The organism is Kribbella sp. DT2 (assembly GCF_049844575.1).
Classification (GTDB): Bacteria; Actinomycetota; Actinomycetes; order Propionibacteriales; family Kribbellaceae; genus Kribbella.
Genome location: NZ_JBNCLH010000008.1, coordinates 14,056 through 28,573, shown reverse-complemented (window position 1 = coordinate 28,573; position 14,518 = coordinate 14,056). Strand labels below are relative to the sequence as shown.

Genomic DNA, 14,518 nt, shown 5'->3' with positions numbered 1-14,518 from the left:
CCGAACCCGACGCAATCCAATCTTTGCCACCGGCGGGATCTGAGGTGCCACGCGTTTCCAGACAGCCTTTTGATGGCTAATTCAGGCGGCAGATTGTGTTTCCAGGTAGTCGTCATGGGCTTGCTGCGGGGTACGGTAGCCGAGCCCTGAGTGACGGCGTTTAGTATTGTAGCGTAGTTCGATGTAGCGGGCGATATCGCGAGTGGCGTGCTCGCGAGTCGGATACTCGGTGCGGTGGGTGCGTTCGTTCTTGAGGGCGCCGAAGAAAGATTCCGCCATAGCGTTGTCGTAGCAGCTGCCGGTCCTGCCGACTGATTGACGAAGATTATTGTTCTTCAAAGTCGCAGCGAACTGGGCGGAAGTGTACGGCGCCGGATCAGCTGTGGGAGGCCGCCGTACGGCAGGCCGCGGTGATCAGCCGCCTGGCCGCGGTCGACACGGCCAGCGTGACCGCAGTGGACGAGGCAGCCGACGAGCTCGGGCTGTCGCGGCGCCAGGTTTACGTGCTGCTGGGCCGGTGGCGTACCGGCGGCGGTGTGGTGTCGGATCTGCTGCCGGGCCGGTCCACCGGTGGTCGCGGCGGAAGCCGACTGTCCGACGACGTCGAGGCGATCATCCGGCAAGTTCTGCAGGCTCGGTACCTGACCCGTCAGCGCCGCTCGGTCGCAGCGGTCAGCCGCGAGATCACCAGACTGTGCAGGGTCCACGGCCTGCAGGGTCCACGGCCTGCAGGTGCCGTCTCGTGGCACGGTGCTGCGCCGGGTCGCGCAGCTGGATCCGCTGAAGGCCACGCAGGCACGGGAGGGACGTGACGCTGCCCGCTCGAAGCGGTCAGCGGGCGGCGCACCGCCCGAGATCGTCGGCCTGCTGCAGCAGGTGCAGATGGATCACACACCGGTCGACGTGATCGTGGTCGACGAGCGGCACCGGCTGCCGATCGGCCGCCCGTACGTCACCGTGGCGATCGACGTGGTGAGCCGCTGCATCGTCGGCCTGGTGGTGACACTCGAAGCTCCGTCGGCGACGTCGGTCGGGTTGTGCCTGGCGCGGATGGCGACCGGCAAGCAGGCCTGGCTGGAGCAGCTGGGGGTGGATGCGGTGTGGCCGATGAGCGGGAAGCCGCACGAGCTGTACGTGGACAACGCAGCGGAGTTCAAGAGCGAGGCGCTGCGCCGGGGCTGCGAGCAGCACGGCATCGCGCTGTCGTACCGGCCGCCGGGTCTGCCGCACTTCGGCGGGATCGTGGAGCGGGTGATCGGCACGATGATGCGCCTGGTCCACGACGAGCTGCCCGGTACGACGTTCTCGAACGTCGGCGAGCGCGGCGCCTACGACTCCGACGGCCGCGCGGTGATGACGATGACCGAGCTGAACGCGTGGCTGGCGCTGGCGGTGGCCTGCTACCACGGCCAGATCCACGACGGCCTCAGTCGGACGCCGGCGGCGATCTGGGCAGAGCTGGCCGAGCGGGACGGTACGCCGGGCACGGTGTCGAACGAGACCGCGTTCTTGATCGACTTCCTGCCGGTGATCCGCCGTACCGTCACGCGCAGCGGATTCCAGGTCGACCACGTGCAGTACTACTGCGACGCGCTCAAACCGTGGATCGCGCAGCGCGCTCAGCTGGCAAGTTCGTGCTGCGCCGGGATCCGCGCGACATCTCCCGGATCTGGGCGCTCGATCCGGACGGTACGACGTACCTGCAGGTGCCGTACCGGATCCTGTCGCGACCACCGATCAGCATTTGGGAACAGCAGGCCGCGATCACCCGCCTGCGTGAGCAGGGCCGCGCCGACGTCGACGAGCAGCTGTTGTTCGCCACGGTCGCCCAGATGCGCGACATCACCGATACGGCCGCAACGACGACCCGCAAGGCGCGGCGGGACAGAGAGCGGCGTAGCGCCGTGCCGGCTGCCGTCGACCGGGTCGTGCCGCCGCCACCGGCAGACACCCAGCCAAGCGCGGCCGAGCCGTTCGAGGTGATCGAGCAGTGGTGACCACGCAGACTGGGCTCGACGCCGGCGATCTCGACTTGAGTCACCTGCACGAGTCGGTGCGGCCGATCGCCGATCTCCCGGCCAGTGAGCGGCTGGGCTACATCCGGGCTGACCGGTGGATCGGCTACCCGGCCGCCAACGAAGCGTTGCAGCGACTGGAGACGCTGCTGGCGTGGCCGGCCAAGCAGCGGATGCCCAACCTGCTGCTGGTTGGCCCGACGAACAACGGCAAGTCGATGATCATCGAGAAGTTCCGCCGTACCCACCCGGTCATCTCCCACGAAGACCGCGAAGAGATCCCGGTGCTGGTGCTGCAGATGCCGTCCGAACCCTCGGTCGGACGCTTCTATGCCGCGATCCTGGCCGCGGTCGGCGCGCCCCAGCGCAACTACCGGGCCGCTGAGGCCGAACAGGTCGTGGTGCGACTGCTGCGAGCTACCGGCGTACGGATGCTGATCATTGATGAGCTGCACAACATGCTCGGCGGCCGCAGTGATCGTCGGCGCGAGTTCCTGAACCTGCTGCGGTTTCTGGGCAACGAGCTGCGGATCCCGCTGGTCGGTGTCGGCACCCGCGACGCCTATCTCGCAATCCTGGCCGACGATCAGCTGGAGAACAGGTTCGCGCCGCTGACTCTGTCGACGTGGGAGCCGACCGGTGACGCGTGTTCGCTGATGGCCAGCTTCGCCGCGTCGTACCCGCTGCACCGGCCGTCGCCGATTGCCACACCGGCGATGACGTCGTACCTGCTGACTCGCAGCGAGGGAACGATCGGTGAACTCGCCACGCTCCTCACCGCAGCCGCGACGGTCGCGATCACCACCGGTGCGGAGTCGATCAACCAGGCCACGCTGCAGCAGGCAACGTACGCCGGCCCGACCGAACGGCGCCGCCTGTTCGAGCGCGAGCTCGCATGACCACCACGGTGGGCAGATGGCCGGTGCATCCCCGGCCGGCCGCTCACGGCGAACTCAGAGCAGCCCGTCGTCGACCGGTCGATTCGTCCGTGGTCGACGTGTCCCAGCGCCGGCTGCAAGACGGATAGGGCTGACGCTAGTCATGTCGGTCGCGATTCCCTCTTCTGACCTGCGCTCCCGAGTGCCCCGAGCCATCACCTATGAGGTGATGGCTAACGAAATCGCACCACGTCCTGATCGCTGCCGGCGCCGCGGTTCGGTGCGTGCCCGGGAAAGCGATCAGCTGCTTGTCAGGCGATCCCAGGAGCTCGAACAACTCGAACTGTCCGGCGCGGGGGAAGAGTTCGTCATCCCACTGCACATGGAACAGAACCGGGACAGTGATCCGGGGAGCGTCCCGGGTGAATCGCGAAGCCATGTTCACCGCAGCCGGCATGGCGGGCGGCTGGCGCATTCCATACTTGCCGAGTACTGCGCAGCACAGCCGGCGACCTGCCTCGGCCACAAACGGCAGCCCGAACCGTGTCCCCATCGAGAAGCCGAGATAGGCGACGCGGCTGGCATCGATGGCGTCCAGTTCACCGAGGGCATCCAGGCTCGCGCACCAGTCGCCCACCATGCTGTCGGTGACCGTGTCGACTCCGATCGCCGCCATCCGGTCCTGGTACTGCCGACTGTCGACCGGCTCGGTTACCCGATCGCCATGGTAAGGACCGTCGATTGCGACGGCTGCGATCTGTGACTCGCCGGCGAACCAACGGCCAAGACGTAGTTGCCGATCGGCCCTCTTGTGACCGCTGCCACCATGCCCCATGAGGACGAGCGGAAGGGGTCGCTCAGGCCGCGGCGGCAGCCACAAGATGCCCGGGACGACATCCACGCCCCGCACCAGGCGGAACCGACGCTCGGTTACGCCGCGCTCGGTGACCGGCTCGCCAATCCACTGGAATACGTTCACAGGTCCTTCTAGTGCCTTCCGATCATGACGCGCGGGATGGCTGGGACGGCTTCGCACAGTCCAGAAGCGGTTGACCGGTCACGGCGCATCGACCTTGACCGGACGGGCGGCGGGCACGACCGCAAGCCTACGGCGAAGCCTGGCAAGGAAAGGTCGGAACCTTCTGACAGGCTGGCGGAATGGAGAATCGAACCGATGCGCTGATTGCCGAGCTCGACGCCTTCATGGCGGAGTACGACAAGCGAACCAACGCACACGACGTGAACCGTTGGAGAGAGCTCGTCGCCGCCGACGCGACCTACTGGTTCACCGACGGGTCCTTTGAAGGCATCGACGCCATCGCGGATGCTGTTCAGCGAACCTTTGACGAGATTCAAGACGAGGTCTACACGATCAGTGACCTGCACTGGGTCTCTGCTTCAGCTGATTGCGCCGTCGTGCGATACCGCTTCCATTGGATGGGCTACACCAACGGCCAGAGGCGCGAAGGCCAGGGCCGAGGCACGAACGCGATGATCAAACAGAACGGCCGCTGGCAGATGATCCACGAACACCTCAGCGCCTAACTCGAGCTGGACCGGCGGCCAGCCCGGTCGCCTAGTTGCCCATGACCACGGTGCCAGCCCCGAGTCCAGCTCGAGTCCACGGTGCTGCGGCGGCCAGATCGACTGCGCCGTCGTGGACATGTCCACGACGCTCACAACCAGCAAAACGGCAGGACCCAGCGATCGACTCAAGATAAACGGCGAGCTGGTCGCCTACGTCGACGGGCGACTGTCGTTCGACGCGCTCCAGCGCCGCATGGCGACTTCCTCCGGCCGGGGGCCGGCGACGTCGTACGTCGCGTTCGACCTGCTCGCGATCGGCGGCGTCGACCTGCGGCGGCTGCGCTGGACGGTACGCCGTACCCGCCTCGAAGGCCTCGCTGAAGGTTGGGCTAGTACATCGCTGCTGCAGCTGTGCCCGGCGACTGACGACATCGACGAGGCCCGCGAGTGGTTCGACGTCCTGCCGGATGCGATGGGCATCGAAGGCCTTGTGTGCAAGGGAGCGTCGAGCCGGTACGTCGGCGGGCGGAGGACCGACTGGCTCAAGGTGAATTCTATTGGGGTGGGGGTGTCCGATCGGTTCGCGTCCGGCACAAGGTGCCCAGGTCAGGTGGCAGCCTGGCATCCGGCGGTAGTGCGCGACAGGTGTCGGGGACGAGTGGTGGCTGGCTGATGGCGAAGCGACTTGAACTGGTGTGCGCTCCAGGTCCTAACGTGCCGTGCATGGACTATAGATATCTCGGAGCGACCGGTCTCAAGGTCAGTGAACTGTGCTTGGGCGCGATGATGTTCGGCGACCGGACGGACGAACAGGCCAGTATGGAGATCCTGCACAAGTTCACGGGGGCAGGCGGAACCTTCATCGACACCGCTGACGTCTATGGCGAGGGCAGGTCCGAGGAAGTGCTCGGCCGTTGGCTGAAGACGCAGCGGCGTGACGACCATGTCATCGCGACCAAGGTCGGGGGCGCGATGGGGCGACAGCCGAACGACCGCGGCCTATCTCGCAAGCACATTCTCGAAGCTGTCGATGCGAGCCTGCGCCGTCTCGGTACGGACTACATCGACCTCTATCAAATGCATCTCTGGGACGACGGCACACCGCTTACCGAGACGCTGTCGACCCTCGACACCCTCGTGCGGTCCGGCAAGGTCCGCTACATCGGAGCCAGCAACTTCCGTGGATGGCAACTCCAGCAGGCGATCGACCGGTGCCGGCAGCACGGCTGGGAGCCACTCACCAGTTTGCAACCGCTCTATACCCTTCTCGACCGGGCATCCGAGTGGGAGCTGCTTCCGGTGTGCCAGAACGAAGGCGTCGGGGTCATCACCTGGTCTCCCCTGCGTTCCGGATGGTTGTCCGGCGGCTACCGGCGTGGCATGACGGCGCCGCCGAAGAACAGTAAGCTCTCGTCGCCTGGAAGTCATTCCTGGGACCGGTATGCCAACGACCACACCTGGCGTGTGATCGAGGAACTGGCGGCGGTCGCGGAGGGTGCCGGGCGTACGATGCCGCAGGTGGCAGTCCGTTGGCTGCTGCAGCGCCCGGGGGTCACCGCGCCGATTATCGGCCCGCGGACGCCGAGCTACCTCGACGATCTCCTGGGTGCCGTGGGATGGTCGCTCACGCCGGAGCAGATGGAACGGCTCGACCTCGCCAGTGAGCCGGAACGATCGCCCTATCCGTACTTCCTCTGAGCGGATCTGGTGACGTGGCCACGTCGTTCGACGGGGGTCACGAACCGGATCGGTCGCCGGGTCCGTTGGCCGAGGCTTGCGTGCGGTAGTGGGTGATCTTGCCGTCCAGAACGCCGAGCGCGAGGTTCACCTTGGCGACCTCGGCTCGCAGTCTGGCCCGGTGACTCTCGAGCAGTTCGACCACGTCGGCGTTGTCGTTCGATCGGTCACGCAGTCTGCTCATGAACCGCTGGAGGTCGGTGATCCCCAAGCCGGCCTGGCGCAGGCAGACCAGCAGTCGCACCCAGGCCACGTCGAGTTCGGTGTAGATCCGCTTGCCGCCGGCCGTACGCCTGACCGGGCCGTACAGGCCGAGGCGTTCGTAGTAGCGCAAGGTGTCCAGGCTGAGACCGGTGCGCTCGGATGCCTCGGCCGGTGCGTATGACCTCATGCGGTCCATCATCCGACCTGGAGCGTGCTCCAGGTCAAGCCTGGTGTCAAGCTGCAGAAGATCGCCCCACGTCCGAAGGAGGTGTCGCGCACCAGTCGATCAACCACCCCGCGCGACAATGCACGACGCCAAACTCAGCCCCATAAAGGATCAAGCGGCGCAACACGGTCGATGGAATCGTGGGCGGCGTGATCGGGCCGATCGACCGCCCCGAGTACGTGATCGTCGGTCGCTACCGGTCCGGCGAGCTCGTCGTGTTCGCGCACACCACCGCCCTTACCGAGTCGCAGTCAGTCCAGCTCGGGGCCGTCCTGACTCCAGCGAAACCCGGCCACCCCTGGCCAGCCGAGATCTCGACGCGCTGGCGATCGGCCAAGCGGCCGCTCACCAAGGTCGAGCCAACGCTGGTTGTCGAGCTCGCGGCCGACGCCGCTGCCCAGGCCGGCCGCGTACGCCACGCCGCCCGGTTCGTCCGGCTGAGGCCCGACGTCGCCCGGCCGACGTACCGACACTTCCCCACCGCCCGGGGGACAGTAACGCTGAGCGCGTGTTGCCCGATACAACGACCGGGGAGGAGACCGGGGTTGTGTGAAACGTCGCGGCGGCTGTTGGCGCTGCTGAGGATGCTCGAGCGGTGTACGGCGTCGTACGGCGCCGACCCGATCGACGTCGACGGCGTCGTCATCGATGCGTGGTTCGGACGGTACTCACCGCTGACGGTGCCTGCCGCCGAGCCGAGCTGACCGGTACGACCGAGGCCCCCGCAAAACGCGGCGGCGTCGGTCGTCAGCACCAGCCCAGTAGCAATCCTTGCCGAGTCGTTGGAGCGGTGACCCAGGTTTCCGGCCGGTGGCCGGCGCGGATCGCGTTGAGCCGCTGGCGGAGCACTGCTGCGTACGACGGGTTCGACACCCGGCGGATCGGTCCGGGTAGCTGGGCGAGATCACGCATGGCCAGAAGCGCTTCGTAGCCGATGCTGTCGCGGAGGTCGTAGCCATAGCGCTTGACGAAGCCTTGGATCCAGGCCTCGTCGCGTCCGTAGCGAAACGCGGCATGCCAGGTCGGGATCAGGTCCACTTCCAGGGGTCCGTGGCTGACCCGATCCCAGTCACAGACCATGGCGCGGTGGGGATCGTCGGTGGACCACAGCAGGTTTCCGGCCCATGCGTCGCCATGGATCAGGCCGTGGCCGAGCGGCCATTCCAGCTCGCCCAGCTCGGTTTCCAGTTCTTCGATCCGGTGCATCAGCCAGCGCCGGTCGTTCGGGGAGAGTGCGTCGTCAGCGGCTGGGTCGGCGAGTGCGTTCTGGAGAGACTCCAGTGGTTTCCAGGGCGACACCTCGATCGGCGGTGGTGGGGTGTGATGGAGGGTGCGCAGCAGCTCTCCGAGGTGCGTCGAGGTGAGTTCAGGGGCGGTGACTGGCTGGCGGTAGTAGATCCAGAACGTGACCACGGTCGACGCGTCGGTCTGAACAAGGTCAGCTCCGGGCAATGGAGCTGTGGCCGCGAATCCTTGGTCTGCGACGAGCCACGATGTGATCGCTTGGGTGGTCTCCAGGCGGCTGGCGGTCTCACCACCGGTGTTGATCCGGGCGACGGCTCCGGCAGCGGGCAGGATGTAGACCGCGTTGCTGTAGTGGTGGATCAGCTTCGCGTCCGTCGGGTCGATGCTTTGCTGGCTGCAGGCGGTGTGCAGGATTTCGTCAAGGTCGGTGCGCACGGCGGCACTCTAGACGCCGGCGATGGCGAACTCCGCGAAGGTCTGCTCGACCTGCTGCACAGCAAGGCAGTGGTCGGTCCGGCGCGAGGTGACGCCGTACGGCGTTGATCGAGGTCAGCCCTCGAGCGCTGGTGAGGCTGGCTGCTGAAGACAGCAGCTCCTGCCCCTGACCGACCCACGCTCGGGCGGGTCAGCGGCTGCTTGCCACGCCGCCGTTGACCTGGATCACCTGCGCGGTGATGTGACTAGCGTCCTCGGAGGCGAGGAAGCGCAGCGTCTTCGCTACGTCGCTCGGTACGCCGACCCGGCCGGTCGCGGTCTCTTCGACGCGCAGCTTCAGTCGTTCTTCGGTCATCGGTTGTCCGAAGAACGGCGTCTCATCGATCAGTCCGGGCGCGACGGCGTTGACCGTGATGCGCCGCGGTCCTAGCTCTTGAGCGAGCCGGACGGCGTACGGGTGGAGCGCGGCCTTGGCCGCGCCGTACGGCACCCGACCGGATCCGCGGAACGCCGCGATCGAGGTGATGAACAGCACGCGCCCGGCGCCGTCGACCAGGTGCTCCTTGAGCCCCTCCGTCAGCAGTACAGCTGTCAGGGTGTTGAGCCGGAAGTTCAGCGACCAATCGTGAGCGATCGCCTCCAGCGGATCCGCATGCTCAACCGGCGTTTCGAGGACGCCGTTCCCGCCGGCACTGTGAACGATGACGTCGACGGCACCGTACTGCTGGGAGATGAAGTCGACGGCTGCCCGAGTGGCGTACGGATCAGTGAGATCGGCCGAGAAGTAGGCGGCGCCGAGGATCTTCTCGGCGGCCTCAGCGAGCTTGCTCTGCCGGCGGCCGAGCAGGACCACCTGGTCGCCTTCAGAGGCGAACGTCTCCGCGACTGCGAACCCGATGCCAGTTCCTCCGCCGCTGATCACCACGGTGCGCGCCATTGGTAGTCAGGGGCGCACTGCCGTTGCCGGCGTGGTTCCCCATCCCCCTTTCAATCCGTACGTGCGGTTTTCCCGCATACGGCTTACCGATGATCTTCTTGACATGGTTACGCAGCCTTCGGGTAGCGGATAGTGCCAGCGAGTTGATGCAGTCCCTGGTCGTGGAACCAGGACGGAGTCCACCTATCGGCCTGCCCGGCGCGCAGGTTGCGTCCGCGCCTCTTGATCAGCAGACGTTTCAGCCGCCACGCAACGTGCCGGTCTATCTGGGTGAACTTGACGGAGGCGTTACCGGTGCGAAAGTAGCTGCCCCATCCCCGCAGGAAAAGATTCAACGCGGCGATGGTGTCTTGCAACTCTGTTCCGACCCGGCTCCGACCGGTGAGGACCTTGACCCTGGCACGGGCCCGCTTCATCGACCGCTGCGACGGCCAGCGATGCAGGTAATAGCGGCGTATCCGCCGCTGCTCCCACAACCGGCCCGACATGCGAGCATGAAGATGGCACCCGAGGAAATCAAAGCCTTCCTTACCTTCCCGGAGATCGACCACACGGGTCTTGTCCGGATGCAGCTCCAACCCGAACTCACCCAACAAGACCTGCGCCCTGCGATGAGCCTGCTCGGCCTGACTGCCTGACCGGCACAACACCACGAAATCATCCGCGTAACGGACCAAATCGCCAGTGCCATGTTCAGCCCAGGCCCGATCGAACGCATGCAGGAAAATGTTGGCCAGCAACGGGGAAATCACCCCGCCCTGCGGCGTCCCGGTGACCGTCTCCGAGACCACACCCTTCACAGGGTCCAGCACACCTGCACTCAACCATTGCCGAAGCAGCTTCAGTACCCGACGATCACTGACCCGCTGCCCGACCAGATCCATCAACTTGTCATGATCGATCGTGCCGAAGAAATCACGGATGTCGGCCTCGAAGACAAACTGCCGTCCCCGCGGAAACGCCACCCTGATCGCCTCCAACGCGCCAGTCGCGGACCGCTTCGGCCGGAAACCGTACGAGCACGGCAAGAAATCCGCCTCGAAAATCGGCTCCAGCACCAACTTGGCCGCCTGCTGGCAGACCCGGTCCCGCACCGTCGGAATACCCAGCGGCCGCATCCGGCCATCCGGTTTCGGGATCTCCACCCGCCGCACCAGCGACGGACGATAAGACCCACCACGGAGATCATCACGCAACTCACGCAACATGCGGTCCACGCCATAACCCTCCACCGCTGCCAAAGTCACCCGATCAACCCCGGCCGCGCCACGATTTACTCGCACCCGTTCCCACGCCTCCACCAAGACGTCACCTCGATGGATCCGGTCAAACAGAGCATGGAAACGCCGCCCTGAAGACTGCTTGGCCGCAGCCCATAGCGCACGTTGAAGTCTTCGCACGTTCCCCGGATCCGACCGCAGCCGAACCCCGGAATCGACGAGCCTAGATTGCCCGCCGGGGTAGTTGGACCGGGCGATCCCGGTCATGCCCTTGCGCTTACCCTCTCCACACACATGATCAAAGTCAGGGCCCTTCCCTCCCGGCGCGTTATGTTCCACGCCGATCACCGGTACTACGACCCCGTCGGACTCCCGCTGCCCTCCGGACGCTTTCACCATCGGCTTATACGACCGGTCTTTGCCCGACAAAGGCCAGACAGACGGGTCTCTCCTGTTCCGAACCAGACCGTGCGCACGTGCCACCACCCGTACCCCGCAGAGACCCGACGAGCTGACCCCGGAACAGGGCCCGCCAGGCACGGCCTCCGCCGTGACATGAGCGGCTCAGCTCTCCCACTGTCAATCTGACGAGGCTGCAGAGTTCGCTTAACGCTGCGGCCCGCACGCTTGCTCCCTCCAAAGAGGCTCTCGACACCCCGCTCAGCCCGCCAGATCTCTCCGACGAACCGGGGCCTGCTACCCGGCGCTCCGGTACCTACCGGGACGGGACTCACACCCGCTGGCCTGATCCAGCTTCCAGGACGCAACATGATCGGATCTTACGAGCGGAGAACCGACCCACGCGCGACCAGCCCTGAGCGGGCAATACTGGTTGCCGTGAGCTTTGGCATCGAGAAACTGTTCGACGGGCGCCCGAACGTCCTCGATCCTGACGAGGTGGCGGCGATCCTGCGCTTGTCGGTACAAACCGTACGCCGTGAGCTGCGGTCCGGTGGCCTGCCAGGTTTCAGGATCGGGACCGGCAAGAACACGTCCTGGCGGGTCCCCACAGCTAGCCTGTCGACCACCTGAAGTCATTGTCGAACCGACGCGAACCAGTTGCCGACGATATCGAGCCGGCCAACAGCGGCGAATAGGTCAGCGCTGTGGGTGGCAGGCGCGCGACCACCCGTGCAACCGGTCGTCAGAGGCGGCGCCATCGCTGACTTGTGTCGCCTTGGCGTAGTTGTGAGATGCGGGAGTGCACTTCGCTGGCGGCGGGGCTGCCGGCTGGTGATTTGCGGGCGTTGGTGGTGATCATGCGGAGTTCGCGCAGGTCGCGAAGTGTGGCGTAGCCGGACCAGTCGCGGATGTCGATGCCGTAGGTGTTGGTGAAAACGGTGTACTCGTGCGGGTCGTCAAAGAACCGCCGGCAGTGGATCTCGATGGTGACGAGATCCCATTCCCTAGGGCCGATGCAGGCACCGTCCCAGTCGATCAGTGCGGTCCCGGTGTCGGTCTGCAGAGCGTTGTGGTGTTGCGGATCTTCATGGATCAGGCCTTCGGGGAGCTCGTAGCGCAGCTCAGGAATCGCTGCAGCGAGCTCGGTGCAGTAGCTGGCCAGGTACTGCTTCTCGTCGGTGCTGAGGATTCGGCTGCTCGCGACCGAGCGCTGGATGGTATCGGCGACTTCGAGCGCCGGCAGCTCAAGTGGGGCTGTGAGTTGGTGCAGCGCATGCAGCGGCTGGCCGAGATCGCCAGCGGTCACGGGAGACCGACCGTCCTGGTCGACGTAGGGCCAGAACGTGGCAAGGCAGCCCCTGACGTACTGGGGCTGCTGATGACCGGTCGGGGCGATGGTCAGTACGCCGTGGTCAGACAGCCAGCGCACCAGAGTGAGCGTCCTCGCGACGTCGTCGGGCTGCTCTGAGGGCCGGCTGATCTTGACCACGACCTGTTCGGTCGGGAGCAGGTAGACGGCGTTGGTCTGGTGCCGCAGCAGGACGGCATCGGCGGCGGTGAGCCCTGCCTGGTCGCAGGCCTGCTGGAGTAGCTGCTGGGTGGTGTTGGGGGTGAAGGTCTCTTCGGTCAGCGCCGAGGTCATTGGGCGGCGCTGGTGAGCGCGAGGACCTCGCGCAGGTCGTCCGCGGCGGGCAGAGCTCGCGCGTTGCGTGGGAGAGCGGAAAGCACGTCACTTCCTCGGGTGAGCACTATCTGGGTCCGGTGGCCCGGGGGCACCGACTCCAGTGTCTCCTGTGTCAGTTCGCACGCTCCCACCGCATCAATGGATGCCAGGCCGGCGGCCCGATCGAGCTGGATCAGGGTGGGGTCGAGTACGAACGCCCCACCCTGTGCGGAGTACAGCTGAAGCGCCCGGTCCTGGAGCGGCGCGGCACGATCTGGTTCGTCGAGGTGGGTCAGCGCGCCCGACAGGTAGAGCAGCAGCCGCTTCTCCGGGAAGGCGAAGGCGTCGTTGCTGTCGGGGTCGGGGATCTGGTTGAAGATCTCCTGCGCCCGTGCGATGGCCTGTTCGGCGGCATCGCGGTTGCCCAGCCGCGCCCACGCGCGGCCTTCAGCCGCCGCCGCGAGGCAGGCCGCGGCGCAGGGAAGGTTCCCGGCGATGCGCTGGGCTTCTTGGGCCAGGTGGATCGTGCGGGGCAGGTCCCCGTAGTAGTACGGCAGCATCGCTTCCTGGGCCCTGATCTGGGCGCGCAGGGCCCGATCTTCGGTGTCGTCACCGGCCAGCTGGGCGGTGCGGTACCAGGAGTGACTGTCGGCGGTTTCGCCGAGCTTCATGAGGCTGTCCGCGGCCAGTGTCGCGAGCTGGGCAGTTGCGCCGGCCAGACGGCTTCTGATCCGGGCGGTCTGGCGATGTTCGGTCAGGCTGACGACGTCGAAGAATTCTGGCAGAAGAGCTGCCAGCATCGTGTTCGGGGAGTGGTGGACGTGGTCGCGGCGCAGCTGGTCGACTGCCGCTTCGATGATGGTCATGCGTGATCCGGTGACCGTGCCGGCGGAGAGAACGTCATCGGTGCCGCGGCGCAGCTGGTCGATCGAATCCAGCAGGTGCGCCGAGACAGGCCCGCGGCCACGCGAGGGCAGCTGACGTACCAGTTGCCTGATGCCCGTTCTCGTCAACGCATCGAGCCCACTGGCGTCGCGCTCAGGCTCAACTGGCGCAGGAACAACCAGTTGAGGCCTCGCGGGTACGACGGAGGCGCTCGTCGGTGCCGGGCGCATCGCCGCGAGCGCGATGCGGTCCCGCGACGGTAGCTGCGAAACGTCCGCGGGCGAAACCAACTGATGCGGCGCCACGTCGTAGGCCTGCGCCAGCAGCACCAAGTTGTAGATCGTCGGCGCCTTCCCGCCCTGCCCCGGCCACTGCTCGAGCTTGGAAATCAGGCTGGAGTCAGCGCTGGCTCGCGGATCGTCGGCGGCTTCGTTGTAGCGGCGTGCAACGTCGGCCTGCGACATCTCGACGGCGTAGCGGTACGACGCGAGCGTGCTGTACGCCCACCGCTGGCGAAACTCCGCGGCGACCTCATCGACTCCACAGCCCTGATCGTGGAGCTGGCGCCGCAGGGCGCTGCGGGAGGCCTTGTCGCCGCTTCTACCCCGTGTAGTCACAAGCCCCACTTTCTGTCAGCTTCGTCCAGGATGGGCCGGATCACAGGCCAGAACAAGGCGGTTCTTCGGCGATTCGTTGAACCACGTTCAAGGTTTTCCCGATCAGCGAGCTCATCGCCGCTCCCCAGGCACCTGTTTCGGTTCAACGAAACTTTGGCGCCAGCGACCGTGAACCGCACCACCTTCCGGCTGTTCACTCTTGGTTACCGCAAGAGCACGCCAGCGTTCGCAGTCAGCGCGACTAGCGAAGCGGCCGATCGGGGTAGCGACCTCACTTCCTCCCGGTCAGTCAGTGGCCCGCCCAAGGTACCGATGAACGGGGAGACGAAGACGTGAACAGTCATTGGCAGATCACCGAGCACCTCGGGGCGGTGCCGGCGCTGGTCAGCACCGCGCCGGCGTGGAACAGCAGTCTGGCCATAGCCCTTCTGGCGTTCGCCGCAGCGGCGGCCTACGTCTGCATGGGCCGCGAGCTCGCCGCCGAGCTGAGGGACGAGTGATGCGACGCGCGGCAACGCTCCGGGCGC

General features: G+C 66.2%; 17 protein-coding genes. 9 read left to right on the top strand and 8 right to left on the bottom strand.

From position 1 onward, the window contains the following. Window positions 1-81 precede the first annotated feature (81 nt). Window positions 82-339, bottom strand: a complete 258-nt coding sequence (locus ACLQ2O_RS30110) for an integrase core domain-containing protein (protein ID WP_425837935.1) — start codon at window positions 337-339, stop codon at window positions 82-84. 71 nt (window positions 340-410) lie between these two features. Between ACLQ2O_RS30110 and ACLQ2O_RS30105 the strand changes: the two genes are divergently transcribed. The 3 genes from ACLQ2O_RS30105 to ACLQ2O_RS30095 are packed head-to-tail and all read left to right on the top strand — an operon-like array spanning window position 411 to window position 2,914. Beyond that, on the top strand, window positions 411-812 hold the full coding sequence (locus tag ACLQ2O_RS30105; RefSeq protein ID WP_425837932.1) for a helix-turn-helix domain-containing protein: 402 nt from the start codon (window positions 411-413) through the stop codon (window positions 810-812). Next, entirely contained in the window at window positions 733-1,983 is a 1,251-nt protein-coding gene (locus ACLQ2O_RS30100; RefSeq protein WP_425837929.1) for a Mu transposase C-terminal domain-containing protein, read from the top strand. Before ACLQ2O_RS30105 ends, ACLQ2O_RS30100 begins: the two co-directional genes overlap by 80 nt. A 10-nt stretch (window positions 1,984-1,993) precedes the next feature. Next, the gene (locus ACLQ2O_RS30095) at window positions 1,994-2,914 is read left to right on the top strand and encodes a TniB family NTP-binding protein (protein WP_425837926.1); all 921 of its coding nucleotides are present in this window, start codon (window positions 1,994-1,996) and stop codon (window positions 2,912-2,914) included. A gap of 136 nt (window positions 2,915-3,050) precedes the next feature. On the opposite strand, the gene ACLQ2O_RS30090 is transcribed toward ACLQ2O_RS30095, so the two are convergent. Continuing rightward, window positions 3,051-3,872, bottom strand: a complete 822-nt coding sequence (locus ACLQ2O_RS30090; RefSeq protein WP_425837923.1) for a dienelactone hydrolase family protein — start codon at window positions 3,870-3,872, stop codon at window positions 3,051-3,053. A gap of 179 nt (window positions 3,873-4,051) precedes the next feature. On the opposite strand from ACLQ2O_RS30090, the gene ACLQ2O_RS30085 reads away from it, so the two are divergent. The 3 genes from ACLQ2O_RS30085 (at window position 4,052) to ACLQ2O_RS30075 (ending at window position 6,118) form a co-directional block, all read left to right on the top strand. After that, window positions 4,052-4,438 (top strand): YybH family protein, encoded by a 387-nt coding sequence (locus tag ACLQ2O_RS30085; protein ID WP_425837920.1) that lies wholly within the window; start codon window positions 4,052-4,054, stop codon window positions 4,436-4,438. Between the two features lie 118 nt (window positions 4,439-4,556). After that, a complete protein-coding gene (locus ACLQ2O_RS30080; RefSeq protein ID WP_425839114.1) occupies window positions 4,557-5,093 on the top strand; it encodes a hypothetical protein in 537 nt (178 codons plus the stop codon). Between the two features lie 50 nt (window positions 5,094-5,143). Continuing rightward, entirely contained in the window at window positions 5,144-6,118 is a 975-nt protein-coding gene (locus ACLQ2O_RS30075) for an aldo/keto reductase (protein ID WP_425837918.1), read from the top strand. Window positions 6,119-6,155: 37 nt separating this feature from the next. Here ACLQ2O_RS30075 and ACLQ2O_RS30070 read toward each other — a convergent pair whose 3' ends face one another. After that, entirely contained in the window at window positions 6,156-6,548 is a 393-nt protein-coding gene (locus ACLQ2O_RS30070; RefSeq protein ID WP_425837915.1) for a MerR family transcriptional regulator, read from the bottom strand. A 188-nt stretch (window positions 6,549-6,736) separates the two neighbouring features. Here ACLQ2O_RS30070 and ACLQ2O_RS30065 point away from each other — a divergent pair, with 188 nt between their 5' ends. After that, window positions 6,737-7,291, top strand: a complete 555-nt coding sequence (locus tag ACLQ2O_RS30065) for a hypothetical protein (protein ID WP_425837912.1) — start codon at window positions 6,737-6,739, stop codon at window positions 7,289-7,291. 43 nt (window positions 7,292-7,334) lie between these two features. On the opposite strand, the gene ACLQ2O_RS30060 is transcribed toward ACLQ2O_RS30065, so the two are convergent. From ACLQ2O_RS30060 to ltrA, 3 genes are all read right to left on the bottom strand, one after another. After that, window positions 7,335-8,267 carry a phosphotransferase gene (locus tag ACLQ2O_RS30060; protein ID WP_425837910.1) on the bottom strand — a complete coding sequence of 311 codons (933 nt, stop codon included), beginning with the start codon at window positions 8,265-8,267 and terminating at the stop codon, window positions 7,335-7,337. 190 nt (window positions 8,268-8,457) lie between these two features. Continuing rightward, window positions 8,458-9,204, bottom strand: coding sequence for an SDR family NAD(P)-dependent oxidoreductase (locus tag ACLQ2O_RS30055; protein WP_425837907.1), 747 nt, complete (start codon window positions 9,202-9,204; stop codon window positions 8,458-8,460). A 107-nt stretch (window positions 9,205-9,311) separates the two neighbouring features. Continuing rightward, window positions 9,312-10,505 carry a group II intron reverse transcriptase/maturase gene (ltrA, locus tag ACLQ2O_RS30050; RefSeq protein WP_425839112.1) on the bottom strand — a complete coding sequence of 398 codons (1,194 nt, stop codon included), beginning with the start codon at window positions 10,503-10,505 and terminating at the stop codon, window positions 9,312-9,314. Between the two features lie 756 nt (window positions 10,506-11,261). Here ltrA and ACLQ2O_RS30045 point away from each other — a divergent pair. Then, complete coding sequence (locus ACLQ2O_RS30045) at window positions 11,262-11,456, top strand: helix-turn-helix domain-containing protein (protein WP_425837905.1); 195 nt, start codon at window positions 11,262-11,264, stop codon at window positions 11,454-11,456. A 112-nt stretch (window positions 11,457-11,568) separates the two neighbouring features. Here ACLQ2O_RS30045 and ACLQ2O_RS30040 read toward each other — a convergent pair whose 3' ends face one another. Both ACLQ2O_RS30040 and ACLQ2O_RS30035 read right to left on the bottom strand, forming a co-directional pair. Then, complete coding sequence (locus ACLQ2O_RS30040) at window positions 11,569-12,468, bottom strand: phosphotransferase enzyme family protein (RefSeq protein ID WP_425837902.1); 900 nt, start codon at window positions 12,466-12,468, stop codon at window positions 11,569-11,571. Next, the gene (locus tag ACLQ2O_RS30035) at window positions 12,465-13,991 is read right to left on the bottom strand and encodes a hypothetical protein (RefSeq protein WP_425837899.1); all 1,527 of its coding nucleotides are present in this window, start codon (window positions 13,989-13,991) and stop codon (window positions 12,465-12,467) included. Before ACLQ2O_RS30035 ends, ACLQ2O_RS30040 begins: the two co-directional genes overlap by 4 nt. A 332-nt stretch (window positions 13,992-14,323) precedes the next feature. Between ACLQ2O_RS30035 and ACLQ2O_RS30030 the strand changes: the two genes are divergently transcribed. Beyond that, window positions 14,324-14,491, top strand: coding sequence for a hypothetical protein (locus ACLQ2O_RS30030; RefSeq protein WP_425837896.1), 168 nt, complete (start codon window positions 14,324-14,326; stop codon window positions 14,489-14,491). Window positions 14,492-14,518: the final 27 nt, after the last annotated feature.

Bases quoted from the DNA above. Each gene is read 5' to 3' on its own strand.
- ACLQ2O_RS30085 (WP_425837920.1), top strand. From the start codon at position 4,052: ATGGAGAATCGAACCGATGCGCTGATTGCCGAGCTCGACGCCTTCATG.
- ACLQ2O_RS30080 (WP_425839114.1), top strand. From the start codon at position 4,557: ATGTCCACGACGCTCACAACCAGCAAAACGGCAGGACCCAGCGATCGA.
- ACLQ2O_RS30075 (WP_425837918.1), top strand. From the start codon at position 5,144: ATGGACTATAGATATCTCGGAGCGACCGGTCTCAAGGTCAGTGAACTG.
- ACLQ2O_RS30070 (WP_425837915.1), bottom strand. From the start codon at position 6,548: ATGAGGTCATACGCACCGGCCGAGGCATCCGAGCGCACCGGTCTCAGC.
- ACLQ2O_RS30055 (WP_425837907.1), bottom strand. From the start codon at position 9,204: ATGGCGCGCACCGTGGTGATCAGCGGCGGAGGAACTGGCATCGGGTTC.
- ACLQ2O_RS30040 (WP_425837902.1), bottom strand. From the start codon at position 12,468: ATGACCTCGGCGCTGACCGAAGAGACCTTCACCCCCAACACCACCCAG.